Origin of the sequence: Parafrankia discariae (genome assembly GCF_000373365.1) — a bacterium.
GTDB lineage: Bacteria > Actinomycetota > Actinomycetes > Frankiales > Frankiaceae > Parafrankia > Parafrankia discariae.
This window is the reverse complement of sequence record NZ_KB891137.1, coordinates 44,370-60,624: the sequence shown is the minus strand read 5'-3', so window position 1 is coordinate 60,624 and position 16,255 is coordinate 44,370. Positions and strand designations below refer to the sequence as shown.

Sequence of the window (16,255 nt, the reverse complement as noted above, 5' to 3'; positions counted from 1 at the left end):
GACACCGGCGACCGGTCGCTGGCCAGCGGACTGACCTCGAACACGCCGGGGGTGAACTGCCCGATCGGCGGCACCGTCCCGCCCGGTGGCACCGTCCCGCCCGGTGGCACGGACCCGCGCTGCGCGAGCACCGTCCCGGTCCTGGCCGCGGCACTGCTGACGATCACGACGCGGACGTCCGCGCCGACCGTGACGCCCGGCGGCACGGTCGACTACACGGTCACCGTGCACAACGGCGGGCTGACGCCCTACCCGGCGGCCTCGTTCGGCGACGACCTGAGCGACGTGCTGGCCGACGCCACCTACGACGGCGACGCCGCCGCCGACCTCGGCACGGTCAGCTACAGCGCGCCGGTCCTGTCCTGGACGGGAACCGTCCCGGCCGGCGGCACGGCCACGATCACCTTCTCGGTGACCGAGGGCGGCCCCGGCACGGGCGACGGGATCCTCGCCAGTACGGTGCGGTCGCCCTCGACGGGCGGCAACTGCCCGGTCGGCGGGACGGACATCCGCTGCGTCAGCACCGTCACCCTCGCCGAGCTCACGATCGTGAACACCGCCGACCGGGCGTCGGTGTCCCCGGGCGAGGTGGTGCGGTTCACCGCGACGTTCACCAACTCCGGGCAGACCCCGTACACCGGCGTCACCGTCTCGCTCACCGGCACCGGGCTGCTCGACGACGCGACCGGCCTCGGCGACCAGACCGCGTCCGCGGGCACCCTCGCGCTCGGCCCGACCAGCCTGGACTGGACGGGCAGCATCCCGGTGGGCGGCACGGTCACGGTCACCGGGAGCCTGCGGGTGAACGACCCGCCGACCGGCGACAGGGTCCTGACCAGCGTGGCGACCACCGCGGCCCCGGGCGCCGACTGCGCCGTCGGCTCGCCCGGCCCGGCGTGCGCCGCGTCCGTCCCGGTGCTGCTGCCCGGCCTGTCGATCGTGAAGCAGGCCGACCGGACGTTCACCGTCCCCGGCGGGACGGTCGGGTACACCGTCACCGTCACCAACACCGGCGAGACCGCGTACACCGGCGCGGTCGTCACCGACTCGCTGGCCGGCTCCCTGGACGACGCCGTCTACCCCGGCGACGCGGCCGCCACGGCCGGCGCGGTGACCTTCGCCGGCCAGGCGCTGACCTGGACGGGCGACCTGGCGCCGGGCGCCGCCGCGGTCATCACCTACTCGCTGCGGACCCGCGACCCCGACCCGGGCGACAAACTGCTCGTCGACAGCGTCTCCTCGGCCGAGCCGGGCAGCGGCTGCCCGCCGGCCAGCGGCAGCCCGGGCTGCGCCGTGTCCGTCGTCGTCCTCACCCCGGGCCTGACCGTCAGCCGGAGCGCGAGCCCGGCCGGCCCGGGGACCGCCGGCGCCGCGCCCGGCGAGGCCGTCACCTTCACCCTCCAGGTGGCGAACACCGGGCAGATCCCCTTCCCCGCGGCCGCCGTCCAGGACTCGCTGGCGGGCCTGCTCGACGACGCGACCTACCGCGGGGACGTGACGGCGACGTCCGGCACCGCGCGGGTCACCGGCTCGACGCTCACCTGGACGGGGGCGCTCGCCCCCGGGGCGTCCACGGTGATCACCTACTCGGTGACGGTCGACACCCCGGACACCGGGGACCATGTGCTCTCCGCCGTCGCCACCTCGGCCGTCCCCGGGACGAACTGCGCGGCCGGCGGCGGCGACGGGCGCTGCTCCGTCGACCTGCCGGTCACCGAGCTGCGAGTCGTCAGCTCGGCGAGCGCCTCGGCGGCGGCCCCCGGTGACACCGTCCAGTTCACCGTCACCATCAGCAACGCCGGCACCCTGCCCTACCAGGGCACCGAGGTGACGGCGCTGCTCGACGGCGTGCTCGACGACGCCGTCTACAACGGCGACGCGACGACGACCTCCGGCTCGCTGCGCCTCGACCAGGACGGCCTCACCTGGACCGGTGACCTCGACCCGGGCGAGTCCGCGGTCGTCTCCGCCTCGTTCACCGTCAACCGGCCCGACCTGGGCGACAAGGTCATCGCCCTCGCCGCGGTCACGGCGGCCCGGGGCGGCGGCTGCCCGGCCGGTGGCGCCGGTGGTGGCGGCGGCGGTGCGCCCGGCTGCGCCGCGGTGGTCACGTCCCTGACCCCCGGCCTGGACATCCGTACCTTCGCCGACGCCACCGAGGTCACCCCCGGCGGGACGGTCGGCTACACCGTCGTCGTGACCAACAGCGGCCAGACGCCGTACACCGGCGTCGTGGTGCGCGACGACCTGGCCGCGGTGGTCAACGACGCCACGCTCAACCCCGGAGCCACCGCGACGGCCGGCACCCTGAGCTACCAGGCACCCGTCCTGACCTGGACGGGTGACCTCGCCCCGGGCGCCAGCGCCACGATCATCTTCGCGGTCACCGTCGCCGACCCCTACCACGGTGACGGCTCGCTGCGCGGCGTCGTGCGCTCCGCGGAGCTCGGCAGCACCTGCCCCGGAGCCCCGGACGACCCCGCCGACTGCACCGCCGCCGTCGACGTCCTGATCCCGGCACTGACGATCACCAAGTCGGCGGACACCGGGACGGGCAGCCCGGTGGCCGTGGGCGGCAGCCCGATCGCCTACACGGTCACCGTCACCAACAGCGGGCAGAGCCCGTATCTGGGGGCCTCCTTCACCGACGACCTCTCCGGCGTCCTCGACGACGCGGTGTACAACGCCGACGCCGCCGCCAGCACCGGCGGCGTCACCCGCACCGCGCGGTACCTGACCTGGACGGGCGACCTGCCGGTCGGCGCGACCGCGACGGTCACCTACTCGGTGACCACGACGCTGCCCGGCGGCGGCGACCACAGCGCGGTCAACCGGGTCGTCTCCACGACGCCCGGCTCGACCTGCTCCGGTGCCGGTGCCGGAGGCGGAGGCGGTGACGGCGCCGGTGGCGCGGTGGCGGCCTGCGCGACCACCACCGCGATCCTGACCCCGGACCTGCGGATCGCGATGACCGCCGACCGGACCGGCGCGGTCGTCGGCTCGACCGTCCGATACACGATCACGGCCACCAACGGCGGTGAGAGCCCCTACACCGGCATCGCGGTGACCGACGACCTCAGCGGCGTGCTCGGCTCGGCCGCCTACAACGCCGACGCCACCGCGAGCTCGGGCGTCCTCGGTTACTCGGCGCCCATCCTCACCTGGACCGGGGATCTCGCGGTCGGCGCGAGCGTCGTCATCACGTTCACCGTGACCGTCGACGACGACGCGACCGCCGGCGCGTCGCTGACGAACCGGGTGAGCTCACCGGCGCCCGGCAGCACCTGCCCCGGCACGGGCACCGAGCCCGGCTGCGGCGTCACCACCGCCCTGGAGGCGCAGTTCCTGACCCTCACCGAGCTGACCCCCGCGTTCACCCTGGCCGGCCAGCCGGACACCACCGCGGCCCGGGACGGGATCGTCACGATGACGGTCACGACGAACAGCGACGCCGGGTACGCGGTCTCCGTCCAGGCCGGCCAGCCCGCCCTCACGCCAGCCGCCGGTGGTGGCGGCGGTGGGAGCGCGATCCCGGTCGGGGAGATGTCCGTCCGGGAGAGTGGGTCCACGGCCTTCCAGCCGCTGTCGGAGACCGCCGCGGCGACGGTGCACACCCAGGACGACCCGTCCGCGCCGGGCGGGGACGCGATCAGCAACGACTACTCGATCGACATCCCCTTCGTCTCCTCCGGGACGTACTCCGGCACCCTGGACTACGTCGCGGCGACACGGTAGCCGGCGGCTGTCCCGCGGGCACCGGCTGTCCCGCGGCCGCGGATCACTCCGGCCGTTCCGCGAACAGTTGACGCATTTCCACCGCCACCGCTAGCGTTCCCCGGCGTCGGCGGGACTGGCCGCTGCTGTGGATCTGGTCCCGGTAACCCCAAGCCCGCGGGTCCGACCGGAGCCGCGCCAGAGCCGAGGAGCGGACCCGTGCCCACCTCCACCCCGCCCACCACCGTCAACCCGGACGTCCTGCCCGGTGTGGCGCGCCAGATCGGCTACATCGTCCGCGACATCGACGAGGCGATCGCCTCCTGGCTCAGCCTGGGCGTCGGCCCCTGGTATGTGCTGCGGCAGCACCCGCAGGCGGGGCTCTTCCGCGGCGAGGAGTGCGAGGTGACCATGTCGGTCGCCTTCTCCAACACCGGTGACCTGCAGGTCGAGCTGATCCAGCAGCACGGCGACGCGCCCAGCATCTACACCGAGTTCCTCGACTCCGGCAAGGAGGGCTTCCACCAGCTCGCCTGGTGGGCCCCGGACTTCGAGGCCACCATCGCCGCGATCGAGGCCGCGGGCTGGCCGATCGTCTGGACCGGCGGCGGCGAGGACGGCGCGACCCGTTACGCCTACTTCGAGCCGCCCGCCGGCCCGGCGACGATCATCGAGATCATGGAGCTGACCCCGGCGACGGAGGGCATGGCCAAGTTCGTCCGCGCCGCCGCCGAGGGCTGGGACGGCACCGACCCCGTCCGCGCCCTCGGCGCCTGACCGTCCCGCCTCCCCACCCTCACCCGCCTGCCCGGCGGAAGATCACCGCACCAGGGTGGCGATCTTCCGTTGGGCCTCGGTGAGGGTGGTGCCGGGGTCGGCCCCCGTCATGATCGCGACCACCTCGTCGTTCAGCGCGTCGTGGACCTCGCCGCCGCGCTCCCCGCCCCAGGTCGGCGCCTGGACGAGAGCGGGCACCAGCGCGTCGAACTGGGTCAGCTCCGGGAACTCCCGGTAGAACGGCGCGAGCCGCTTTTTCGCCTCGGTGTCGACCGGCAGGAAGCTGAACGCCTCGGTGCCGGCGGCGATCACGTCCGGGGCGAGCAGCGCGACGATCAGCTCGGTGGCCATCTCCCGCTGGCAGCGGTCCGTCGCCAGCACGGACAGCCCGTTGCCGCCCGCGACCGGATGCTGCGTGCCCCCGGGCAGCGTCGGGAACGGGGCGACACCCACCTTGAAGCCCTGCGCGCCCTGACCCCGGACGTAGCGCAGCCCGGCGGCCAGCGAGGGCAGGGTGACCGCGCTGATCGCCGTCTCGTGCCGGATGCCGAAGCGCAGCAGGCCCTGGGTGGTCGGGTCACTCGACTGTGTTCCGTAGGTGCCCACCCTGGCCAGGAACGCGGCGGCCTCGCGGGCGGCCGGGCTGGTCAGGTCGGGCTGGCCGTCCGCCTTCAGCACCGGGGTGTTCTTCGAGCTGGTCAGCGTGGTCAGGTACCACTGGGCGAACCCGCCCGTCGGCAGGTCGATCGGCTGGATCCCCTGGCCGGAGGCCTTGATCCGCTCGGCCGCGGCGAGCACCCCGGTGGTCGTGCCCAGCGACTTCGGGTCGACCCCGGCCTTCGCCAGGACGTCCGCGTTGTAGACGAGCGCGAGCGTGGACACCTGCTGCGGCACCGCGACGAGCCGCCCGCCGTACTCACCGAGCGGCAGGAACCGCTGGTCGTAGGACGCCCGCAGCAGCCGCGGGGACAGCGGCTGCGCGCCGAGCTTGTCGGCGAAGGTCGGCAGCAGGTCGAAGCCGGCGACGGCGACGTCCGCCGGGCGCCCGGCGGCCCGGTCCGCGCTGATCTGCTGGACGAGCTGGGGGTAGCCGGTCGCGTCGGCGGTGATCTCGACGGTCAGGCCGGGATGGGCCCGCTCCATGTACGCCTTGCCGGACTTCGCGGCGTCGTTGAGCGACCCCAGGGCGAACATCCGCAGTGTCTTCACCGCGGCGGCGCACTCCGGCGACGCCTTCGCGCCGGCCACGTCGTCCACGCCCGCGGTCGCCGGCCGGGCCGTCGGGCGCAGGCTCTCGGCCGGGTCGGCGGCCGTCCCGGAGCCACCGCCGCAGCCCGCGAGCAGGCCGGCCGCGACCGTCCCGGCGAGCAGCGCGGCCAACGGGCCCGGACGCCGTGGGTCCCGGTGTCGTGGGCGGGGTTCTGACATGTTCCCGAGCATCGTCGCTCCCTTCGGTGGGCATGCCCCCGGTCCGCGGTGGGTGCCCGGTTCCTGTCGGTGACAGCATCGTCTTGGACCGGGCTGAAAGCACGGGCCGCCGCCCGATCGGGGCGCTCCTACCGGCGCGCTCAGCCGGGGAGGACCCGCAGCCCGCAGGGCGGCTCGGCGAGATAGACCTGGTCGGGGCCACCGGCGTCCAACGTGATCCTGGGACTGTCCGGGCGGGCGGTGCCGAAGATGAGCAGCCGGCCGTCGGCGGCCGAGTGGAGCTCGAGGGCGCAGTCCTCGCTGCCGCCGAAGTCGACGACCTCGACGGTGACCGTGCCCTCGGTGCGGAAGGCCTCGGTGTCACCGACGTACGGGACGGTCGCGAACGGCAACGACGCGTCACCCGCGGTCTCCAGGCCCTGGACCACGCAGCCCGGGTGGTCCGCCCCGAAGCGGAACGTCCCGACCTGCGAGACCTGGTAGATCTTCTCGCCGTAGACGTCGGTGATCGAACGGCTGTCGCCCGTCGCGGTGTCGGTGACGGTGACCGCGCAGCCGGTGTCGTCGGAACCCTGGATCTCGTCGGAGATCCGCAGCCGCCACGGCGCGTCGGCGGTGAAGACGGTGTCGGACGCGCCGTCGTCGCCTCCGCCGATCAGCAGCGCGGCCGCCGTCCCGCCCGCGGCCAGCACGACCACGGCCGCCACGAGCGCGATCACCAGCCGGCGCCGCCCGCGTCGTCTCTCGGGTTTCCGCGGTCCCTGCCCCGTCCGCCCCGGCGGCGCTGGTCGCCCCGACGGCGGGGACCCGGGCCGGGCCTGGTCGGACGTCGACCGGCCGGGCGCCGGGCCGTCCCCTTCGCCGGGCGCCGAGCTGTCCCGGGCGCCGGGCGGTGGGACGGTCGCCGACCAGGGCGGCGTCGCCGCCACCGCCGGTTGGGTCTGCAGGAACCGGGTGGCCGAGCCGTCGGCGCCGTCGGGCAGCGAACCCACCAGCTCGGTGAACAGGGCCTCGGCGGTGGGCCGGTCCGCCGGCTCGCGGGCCAGCGCGCCGGTCACGAGCCGGCGCAGCCCCGGCGGGATCCGTTCGAGGTCGGTGGAAGGCTCGGCCGCCAGCACCCGGTGCAGCACCGCCGCGCCGGGCCCGGTGCCGAACGGCGCCTCACCTGTCGCGGCGAAGCACAGCAGCGCGCCCCAGGCGAAGATGTCGGCGGCGGGAGTCGCCTCCGCGCCGGAGACCTGTTCCGGGGCGTGCCAGCCGGGAGTGCCGACGAACTGCCCACTCAGGGTGATCGCCGCGGCGTCGGCCGCCGCGGCGATGCCGAAGTCGATGACCTTCGGTCCGTGCGCCGTCCACAGGACGTTCGACGGCTTGAGATCACGGTGGATCATCCCGGCCGCGTGGATCGAGACCAGCGCGTCGGCGAGACCGGCCGCGAGCACCGTCTGCTCGTCCGGGCCGAGCGGGCCGGCCGACCGGACGTGGGTCGACAGGCTCGGCGCGTCGACGAGCTCGGTCGCCAGCCAGGGCCGGTCGGCGTCCAGCTCGAAGTCGACCAGGCGGACGGTGTGCGCGCCGCCCACCCGGAAACAGGCCTGGACCTCGCGCTGGAACCGGCGGCGGAAGTCCGGGTCGTCGGCCAGCTCCTCGCGGACGAGCTTCACCGCGACCCGGCCGAACGGGCCCTCGGCCAGGTAGACCACGCCCATGCCGCCGGCGCCGAGACGGCCGAGTACCCGGTGCCGTCCCAGCGAGACGGGGTCGCTTGGTCGCGAGGGTTGGACCTCAACGCCGCTCGTGCTCACGGTCCGCGTACCCCCAAAGCCCCAGACCAGGCCACCGTCCGGACTTCCCGGCGCGATTTTGAGCGGATCGTACTGCGACACCCGTTTCCGCAGGTGGGACGGCATTGATTTTCATCGGGTGCGGCCCACACTGCGGATATCGCCCTGTTCCCGCCAGTCCGTCCCGGAGGCCCTAGTGGAGCGCTCTCCCACCCCCCACCGCCTCACCCCCAGTCGTCTTGCCGCCCATGTCTTCGCCGCCCGCGGGCCCGCCGCCCGCGGTCCCGCCCCCGACCGCCGGCTCGCCCCCCACCGCCTCACCCGGGGTGGAACCGCCGTGCTGGCGGTCCTGCTCGGCGCCGCCCTCACCACGCTCGCCGCCTGCGGCGACGGCTCGGGGGGAGCGGGCCCGGACGGGGCGCCGGCCCCGCGCACCAACGCGGCCCCGTCCGCCCCGGGTGGCGGGTCCCCCTCGGCCGACCCCGCCGGTACTCCCGGAGCGGACGGGCCGTCCGGAACGGCCGGGGATGACGGCGCCGCCGGGCCGGCGGCGGTGCCGTCGACCTGGGGGACGCGCGAGGTGCGCGTCGAACACCCGGTGACGCCGCCGGCGCGGCTGGTCGCGCTGCGCGCCGCGCGCAACGTGCAGGGGGGCGCCGCCTACGACCGGCTCGTGCTCGAGTTCAGCGGCGGCCTGCCCGGCTACACCGCCGGCTACGTCGACGAGGTGATCCGTCCCGGCTCCGGGGCGCCGCTGCCGCTGCGTGGCCCGGTCACGTTCGAGGTCGTCGTCACCCCGGCCGTGGCGCACGGCGCCGCGGGGGAGTCCACGCTGACCACCCCGCCGACCGGGGGTGAGCTGTCCGGGCTGGTCAGCTACGCGCTCGCCGGTGACTACGAGGGCTACGTGCACCTCGGCGTGGGACTCGGCTCCCGGGTGGGCTTCCGCGTCGTCGAGCTGCGCGACCCCGCCCGGCTGGCGATCGACTTCGCGGGCTGATCAGCCGACGTCGGTCCCGGTCGCGGGCCGATCAGCCGACGTCCACCCCGAGCGGGGTGGACGTCGGCCGGGGCGCGACGGTCGGCGAGGGGAGCGGCGGCGTGCCGTCAGGCGGCGTCGTCCGCGGCGGCGGTCCGGTCGGCGGGGGTGAGGGCGGTGGTGCGGTGGTCGGCTCGGGCGTGGTCCGACCGGGTGGTGTCGGCAGCCCGGTGGAGGTGGTCCGCGGCGCGGCCGTCCCCGGCTGGGCGGGTCCCGCGGTCGGCGCGGTCGGCGTGATCGGCCCTGGATCACCGGCCGTCCCGGCCGGCCGGGACGCCGCCGGTCGCCGGCCCGTCGGCAGCGGCGGCGCCGGCGGGAGCGGGCGGGCCGCCTCGGTGGCCAGGCCGGCGAGGTCCGGCGGCTGTTTGGCGATCGCCGTCCGTCCCCGGGCGTCGATCAGGACGGCGTCCGGCCCGGCCAGGTCGTTGATCCACACTTGGTCGCCGTCGACGGTCACCGTGAGCCGCGGGTGGCCGGCGGGCACGGCGACCGGCACCGGATCGGCGAAGCCACCGCGGGCGATGTCGTAGTCGAGCACCACGCCGAGCGCCGAGTCCGGCACGTACCCGTGACCGGAGTGGACCACCGGTGCGCCGAGCTGACCCGATCCGGGGATGGTCGGAATGGTCACCGTGGTCACCGAGCCCTGGCCGGTGCCGGGACCGGTGCCCGCACCGGTCCCCTGGTCGGCGCGCTGACCGGGGCCCGGATCGGCGTCGTGGTCGACGTCCACGAGGAACAGCCGGCGGGTGGCCGGGTCGAGGAGGGGCACGGGGCCGCCGTCCGTGCGAGGCGGCGCCAGCAGGTCGGGGCGTGGTCCACCGGCCGGGCCGGTGGGCGGGCCGGCGGGCGGCAGAGCGATCACCCGTCCGGTGCCGAGGATGGTGACGGTGGCGGCGGTGGAGTCCACGGCGAGTGGGCGCCCGCCCGCGAGGACCACGTCGACGGCGTTGCCGGGCGGGGCGACCGGGCGGGGCGGCGCCGCGGCGCCGCCCCGTAGGGCGACGACCGTCCCCGCGGACCGGACCGGCACCCACAGCGTCCCGTCGTCGGTCAGCGCCGCGCGCCCCAGCGGTGGGGGGAGTTCCAGGACGGAGCCGGCGCCGGCGAGGTCGTCGCGGGCGAGCCGCCGGACCTGCCCGGAGCGCGGGTCGACCGCGTAGGCCGCCGCCGGCGAGCTGACGATCGTCACCCCGGGGCCCAGATCCGCCGAGCGGACGGCGGCCAGCCGGGCGGGGTCGACCAGGTGCACCTGGCCCGAACCGGGGTCGGCCACGAGGACCGCCGAGCCGGCGCGGGCGACAGTCAGATCACGCCCGACGGCTCCGGGCACGGTGACCGCCGCGTCGGCCAGCCCGGCCGGCCCGCTCAGATGGGTGAGGGTGCCCGTGCTCGCGGTGGCCAGCCACACGCCGCCGTCGGTGAGTTCGAGCTCGGTGGGCGCGGCCCCGCGCCCGGTCGCGACCAGGGCCGCCGCGGCGCAGAGGAGCAACGCGCCCAGCCCGGCGCGGGCCCGCCCGCCGTGCTTCGGCCCGGGGAACCACCGAGTGACCCGCCGGGTGAACCGCCAGGAGGGCTGCCACGGGAGACGCCGCCAGCTGCCGGGAATCGTGGACCTCCAGTGGCGTCGCGGTTCCGTGGGCGGGCGGATCACCCGGGCCGGGCGGCTCGGGTGCGGGGCGTGGCTCTTTCGGAGCGCTGACCGAGGCCTCCGCCCGGCCGGAGGGTGACCGGGCGGAGGTCGGCGACGGGCCGCCAGGCACGACCGGAAGGCACAACAAAGACAACAAATGGTTGTCATCTGATTGTTCTTCCGTCGTGACCCGGGTCGGGCTCGCGGTGGCCCCCGGAGGCCCGCGACCCTCGATGTCGCCCGTCAACAGGTCTGACGCGCTGCCTCCCCGACTGGTTGCGACAGAACTTGGCCGAAGCGTGACATCTTCCGTCGGATGTGGCCGGATCGTTCCTCGGTGATCTGCGGATGCGCGCCCGCGCGCGTGAGGGCGACGTAACCCTCGTCACGATTCGCACAATAGTTTCCGGGCGGAGGACAACGAATCAGGCGACTCGGTCGTCTACTGCATCGGAACGGTTCGGTTCCGTGGCAGCGACGCCGCGGTAAAGGTCGCCAGCGGCACCGCCAGGTGGTGCTGGCCGGTGGTGCCGGTGGGCACTGGCGGCCAATCGCGGGAGGCGCGCCAGGAGCCGAGCCGTTCCCGGGCGGCACCCCCCGCCGCCCGCGGCGGGCCGCGTCGGTCGCTCCCCCTCGACCGGCGCGGCCCGCCACATCACGCGAGGCCTCACCAGCGGGAGGTTCGGCATGACGGTCGAGGCGGATCGGGGCGTCCCGTTCGCGGTCGCGTTCGACGACGTGGTGGCGAACGTCGAGCGGGTGATCCGAGGCAAGCGCACCGCCGTGGAACTCGCGGTGATCTGCCTGTTCGCCGAGGGCCACCTGCTGGTCGAGGACGTCCCCGGCCTGGGCAAGACGACGCTCGCCCGCAGCCTCGCCGCCTCGGTGAACGCGGGCTGCCACCGCATCCAGTTCACCCCCGACCTGCTGCCCGCGGACATCACCGGGACCAACGTCTTCAACCAGCGGGCCGCCGAGTTCGCGTTCCGCCCGGGCCCCGTCTTCACCAACCTCGTCATCGCCGACGAGATCAACCGCGCCTCGCCGAAGACCCAGTCCGCCCTGCTCGAGGTCATGGAGGAGCAGCGCGTCACCGTCGACGGGACCCGCTACCCCGTCCCGCTGCCCTTCATGGTCATCGCCACCCAGAACCCGGTCGACATGGACGGCACGTACGCCCTCCCCGAGGCCCAGCTCGACCGCTTCCTGATGCGGCTGCGCATCGGCTACCCCACCCTGGACGCCGAGCTGGAGATCCTCGAGGGCCGCCAGGTCGGCCGGCGCGTCGAGGACCTCCGCCCGGTGATGCGCGCCGAGGACGTCGTCGCCCACGCCGAGCGCACCCTGGCCGTGCACGTGGCGCCGGCGGTGCGCCGCTACGTCGTGCAGGTCGTCGCCGCCACCCGGACCAGGCACGACGTGCTGCGGCTCGGCGCGAGCCCGCGCGGCAGCGTGGCGCTGCTGCGCGCGGCGCAGGTCCGCGCCGCCTCCGCCGGACGCGCGTTCGCCACCCCCGACGACGTCAAGGCGCTCGCCGGTCCGGTGCTCGCCCACCGGCTGGTGCTCAGCCCGGAGGCCGAGCTGCGCCGGGTGACCGCCGAGGACGTCGTCGCCGAGGTCCTGGACGCGGTCCCCTCGCCCCGCCGCCTCGTGGGCGCGTGAGCGAGCCGACCCCCCGGACGCCGCCGGGGTTCACGCCCGCCGCGTGGGGGCTGCTCGCCGCGACGGCCGCCTGCGCCCTCGCCGCGGTGCTCCTGCGCTACGCGGAGCTCGCCGTCTTCGCCGGTGCCGGCGGGGCGGCGCTGCTCGTCGCGGTGGCCGCGGTGGCCCGGCCGCCGCGCGTCACCGTCACCTCGCGGGTCACCCCCGGCGCGGTCACCCGCGGGGACGACGCCGCCCTGGTCATCTCGATCGTGAACCACTCCCGCTGGACGTCTCCTCCGTTCGCCCTACGCCTGCCAGCCGAACCGGCCCAGCCGGGCGAGGAACCCGCCGAGGCCGGCTGGGCCGCCGTGGAGATCCGTCCGTTGCGCGGGGGCACCAGCCGGGAGATCGTCCTGCCGCTCGACACCGCGGTGCGGGGAGTCCGCCGGATCGGACCCCCACAGGTGCACCGGTCTGATCCGTTCGGGCTGGCCTACCGCCGCCAGTACCTCGGCACGGTTCTCACCCTGCGGGTCCGCCCGCGCGCGCACCCGCTGGTCCCGCCGCCGGCGGCTCCGGCCCGGGACCCCGACGGGCAGAGCGGACGGGGCGCGTCCGGCGGGCTGATGTTCCACACCCTGCGCGAGTACACCCCCGGAGAGGACCTGCGGCTGGTGCACTGGGCCGCCAGCGCCCGGATGGGCACGCTGATGGTCCGAACGCACCTGGACCCCAGTGAGCCCGCCTCGACCGTCGTGCTGGACACCCGACGGCGGGCCTACCCACCCGGCCCGGTCGGGGCAGCCGTCTTCGAGGACGCCGTCGACGTCGCCGCGTCCGCGGTGCTCGCCTGCGCCGGCAACTCCTACGGCGTCCGCCTGGTCACCTCGGGCGGGGTGCGGATGACCGGTCGCCGACGCTCCACGGACGCCGAGTCCCTCCTCGACGAGCTGGCGGACGTCCGGCCGGACGAGGGAGTGACTCTGGATGTCCTGCGCACCCTGCGCCGCGGGCCCGTCGGCACGCTCGTCCTGGTGACCGGCGCGCTCGGCCGGGACGCGGCAGCGGCACTCGCCCCGGTGGCCCACGTGTTCGGCCAGGTGATCGTGCTGCGGATGGGTCCGCGCAGCGAGGCGGCCGCACTGGCCCGGGGCCGGCGTGCCCTCGACGACCGCCCACGCCTGCGCCCGAACGCGGCAGCGGTGGCCCGGGCCCGCGCGGAACGGGGCGGCCCGGTCGCCCCCGCGGACCCCAGCCGCTCGACAGGACCGACCGGTTCGAGTCGGGTGCGGATGATCCATCTGAGCTCACCCACGGACCTGACCGACGTCTGGCCCGCCGCACCCCTGCCGCCCCGGGCACCGGCCCCCGCGGGCCGGGCGGGCACGGGGCCGACGGGAACGGACTCCACGGAGAGGGCCCCTGCGGGATCGGCCTCGGCCGGCTCCGGTCCAGCGGGATGGGGCGAGGCCGAGACCCAGCCGGACCTGGCGGCATCGCTGCTACCGGTCGCCTCCCTGGCGTCGGCCGGCGCCAGGGCTGGCGCTGGCGCCGGCGCCGGTCCCGGCTTCGGCGCCGGCCCCGGATCCAGGCCCGGGAACGGGCGCGGAGCGGGCGGCGGATCGTGAGCGGCGCCGAAGCGCCGGGCCGCCGGGCCGCCTTCGCGCCGAGTGGGACGGGTCCGCGCCGTATCGCCGCGCTGGCCGTCGTCGCCGCCCTCGCCCTGGTGGCCGGAACGGGCTTCACCCGCCTCTTCCCGACCCGGGACCTGTGGGTGCTGCTGCCGGTGGCTGCGGTCCTGCCGGTCGTCCTCGTCGGCGCGCTCTCCCGGCGCGGCCGCCCGGTCTCGCCGGTGCTGACCGTGCCCGTGTGGCTGGCCGGCTTCGTAGCCTGGTCGGCCTACACCGTCGCCGCCGGATCGGGCGATCTCATGGCCCGCCTCGACGTGGTCCGCACAGGCGTCGTCGACGGGTGGGCCCGGGTCCTCGACCTGGGAGTCCCCGCCCCGGCGGACCCCGACCTGCTGATCGTCGCGCTCGCCCCCACCTGGATCGCCGCTGCGCTCGGTGCCGAGCTCACCGTGCGGACCCGCGCGGCGCTCACCCCGGCTCTCCCCGCCGCCACGGCCCTCCTCGCCGCGACCGCGCTGGCCGTCCCCGCCCGCGGGGACAACCTGGCCCGGGCCGGTGCCCTGGCCGCCCTGACCGCGCTGTTCCTCATGATCAGAGCACCCCGGCCCGTGCGTCGCGGCCCGCGCCGTGAGCTCGCGCGCCGGGGCGGCGCGACCCTGATCGTGGTCCTGGTCGGCGTGCTCGCCGGCACGGCCGTGACCCGGGCCGGCGGCCCGGACCCGGTCGACCCCCGGGCCCACCGCGCGACACCCGCGGTGAGCCAGACCGAGCCGAGCCCGCTCAGCGCGCTCGGCGGCTGGACCGCCCATCCGGACGAGGTGCTCTTCCGGACCGACGTCCACGGGCCGGCCCCGGCCGACCCGGTGACTCTCCGGCTCGCCGTCCTCGACTCGTACGACGGCGCCCAGTGGCGGTCGACCGCCCGTTTCGTCCGGGCCGGGTCGGCGTCATCCCCATCCCGGACCCCCGCCGGTGACCCGACCGGTACTTCCATTCCCGGCGACGTGCGGCAGGTCATCGAGATCGCCGGGCTGGGCGGGCGGATCCTTCCCTCGGACGGGCGGCTGGTGGGGGCCCCGGCGGGGGTCCGGGTCGATCCCGGCACCGGGACGCTGCTGAACGATCATCCGCTGCTGCCCGGCGACCGTTATGAGATCACCTCGGAGCCGGCCCCCCGGCCCGCGCCGGCAGATCTTCCCAGGCTCGACGCCGGCACCGCCCGAGCGGGCGGGTCCGATCCCGACCTCGAGGTACCCGCGGATCCGCCGGCGATCCTGGCCCGGCTGGCGGACATCGCGACCGCCCGGGGGAGCACCCCGTTCCAGCGGGCCGCGTTGCTGCGGCAGTACCTGAGCGCGACCTTCACCTTCGACCCGGCCGTCCCGCCCGGACACTCGTACGGGCACCTCGACCACTTCCTCGCCCACACCCACCGCGGGACGTCCGAGCAGTTCGCGACCGCCTTCGTCCTCGCGGCCCGGATCCTGGGGCTGCCCGCCCGGCTCGCCGTGGGATTCACCGCGCCCCCCACCACGGAAGGCCAGCCCCGCACAGTGCGCGGCGCGGACGCGCTCGCCTGGGCCGAGGTGCGGTTCGACGGTGCCGGCTGGCTGCCGTTCTTCCCCACCCCACCAGCGGCGGACGCCCGCGGCGCCAGCGTGGCGGGGTCGAACCCGGGTGAGAGCCCCGATCAGGCGGAACTGATCGACGTCGCGCTGCGCTCCGCGGTCGAGACCGCGGTACCGCCCACCCGGGCCGCGGAGGACTCCACACCGGCGGCCTCGTCGCCCGGTCCGGGTGCCTGGCCCCGATGGGCCATCGGGAGTTTTCTGGTGGTCGCCGGCGCCGCGGCGCTGTACCTGGCGCTCGCCGGCGCGCTTCCCCCGATCCGGCGGGGCCGCCTGCGCCGCACCGGCCAGCCCCGGAGTAGGGTGGTCGGCGCCTGGCGGCAGGCCGTCGACGCGCTCGCCGACGCGGGCCGGGCCGTCCCGGCGGCGGCGAGTCCGGCCGAGGTCGCCCGGCTCGCCGCGGCCGAGGTGGGGCCGTCCGGCGAGACGGCCGTCCGTGAGCTGGCTGACATCGTGACCCTCGCCCTGTTCGCGCCCGCGACCGCGGTGGAATGGGAGGGCACCCCCGGCCGCCGCGCCGCGGACGAGGCCTGCCGCCTCCTCGACCGGTTCGAACGGGCCCTGCGTGAGCACACGACGCGCCGCCGGCGGATTCGCCGGGCGCTGGCACCGGGCACCGTGGCCACCGAGTTCCGCCGGCTGCGCGACGCCCGGGCCTCGCGGGAACCGGGAGACCCGCCGACCGGGGCGGCGGGGGACCCGCGGGGGCCGCGTGACCCCGGCACCGACCCAGGGCTGTCCAATGCGGGCAGCCCGCCGGCCGGGCAGGTCTCGGACGGGAAGCGTTTTGCCCCGGCGGCCTGACCCCGGCATCCCCGACCTCGACCCCACCCGGGGCGCCGCCCGCCCGCAACGCCCACCGGACGGCCCACCAGCCCGAGATCACTGGTCTCCAGGTCCGGACGGGCGGGTGTCTGGTCTGGACGGGCGAGCTGGTGAACCGGGCGGGCTACAGCGGCGGAGCACGCCGGGGCTGG

General features: G+C 76.1%; 9 protein-coding genes. 6 read left to right on the top strand and 3 right to left on the bottom strand.

Annotated features, from left to right (window positions below; genetic code table 11):
• Positions 1-51: 51 nt before the first annotated feature.
• Together B056_RS44135 and B056_RS0107155 are read left to right on the top strand one after the other, a co-directional pair.
• A complete protein-coding gene (locus B056_RS44135) occupies positions 52-3,735 on the top strand; it encodes a DUF7927 domain-containing protein (RefSeq protein WP_407672327.1) in 3,684 nt (1,227 codons plus the stop codon).
• Between the two features lie 198 nt (positions 3,736-3,933).
• Positions 3,934-4,491, top strand: a complete 558-nt coding sequence (locus B056_RS0107155; RefSeq protein ID WP_018501204.1) for a VOC family protein — start codon at positions 3,934-3,936, stop codon at positions 4,489-4,491.
• A 42-nt stretch (positions 4,492-4,533) separates the two neighbouring features.
• On the opposite strand, the gene B056_RS0107150 is transcribed toward B056_RS0107155, so the two are convergent.
• Entirely contained in the window at positions 4,534-5,919 is a 1,386-nt protein-coding gene (locus tag B056_RS0107150; protein ID WP_051105565.1) for an extracellular solute-binding protein, read from the bottom strand.
• A 140-nt stretch (positions 5,920-6,059) separates the two neighbouring features.
• Positions 6,060-7,724: a serine/threonine-protein kinase gene (locus B056_RS0107145; RefSeq protein ID WP_026239426.1), complete on the bottom strand. Its 1,665-nt coding sequence runs from the start codon at positions 7,722-7,724 to the stop codon at positions 6,060-6,062.
• 175 nt (positions 7,725-7,899) lie between these two features.
• Between B056_RS0107145 and B056_RS0107140 the strand changes: the two genes are divergently transcribed.
• Entirely contained in the window at positions 7,900-8,703 is an 804-nt protein-coding gene (locus B056_RS0107140) for an AMIN-like domain-containing (lipo)protein (protein ID WP_154676889.1), read from the top strand.
• 31 nt (positions 8,704-8,734) lie between these two features.
• Here the strand turns inward: B056_RS0107140 and B056_RS0107135 are convergent, their stop codons facing one another.
• The gene (locus tag B056_RS0107135) at positions 8,735-10,396 is read right to left on the bottom strand and encodes a hypothetical protein (protein ID WP_020572359.1); all 1,662 of its coding nucleotides are present in this window, start codon (positions 10,394-10,396) and stop codon (positions 8,735-8,737) included.
• 666 nt (positions 10,397-11,062) lie between these two features.
• Here B056_RS0107135 and B056_RS0107125 point away from each other — a divergent pair.
• From B056_RS0107125 to B056_RS0107115, 3 genes are read left to right on the top strand one after another with little or no spacing between them, the layout of a single operon-like run.
• Positions 11,063-12,037: an AAA family ATPase gene (locus B056_RS0107125; protein WP_018501198.1), complete on the top strand. Its 975-nt coding sequence runs from the start codon at positions 11,063-11,065 to the stop codon at positions 12,035-12,037.
• Complete coding sequence (locus B056_RS0107120; protein WP_018501197.1) at positions 12,034-13,647, top strand: DUF58 domain-containing protein; 1,614 nt, start codon at positions 12,034-12,036, stop codon at positions 13,645-13,647. Before B056_RS0107125 ends, B056_RS0107120 begins: the two co-directional genes overlap by 4 nt.
• A complete protein-coding gene (locus tag B056_RS0107115) occupies positions 13,644-16,082 on the top strand; it encodes a transglutaminaseTgpA domain-containing protein (protein WP_018501196.1) in 2,439 nt (812 codons plus the stop codon). The genes B056_RS0107120 and B056_RS0107115 overlap by 4 nt, the downstream gene beginning before the upstream one ends.
• Positions 16,083-16,255 lie beyond the last annotated feature (173 nt).

Coding starts and splice junctions, on each gene's coding strand:
- B056_RS0107125 (WP_018501198.1), top strand. CDS start 11,063: ATGACGGTCGAGGCGGATCGGGGCGTCCCGTTCGCGGTCGCGTTCGAC.
- B056_RS0107150 (WP_051105565.1), bottom strand. CDS start 5,919: ATGTCAGAACCCCGCCCACGACACCGGGACCCACGGCGTCCGGGCCCG.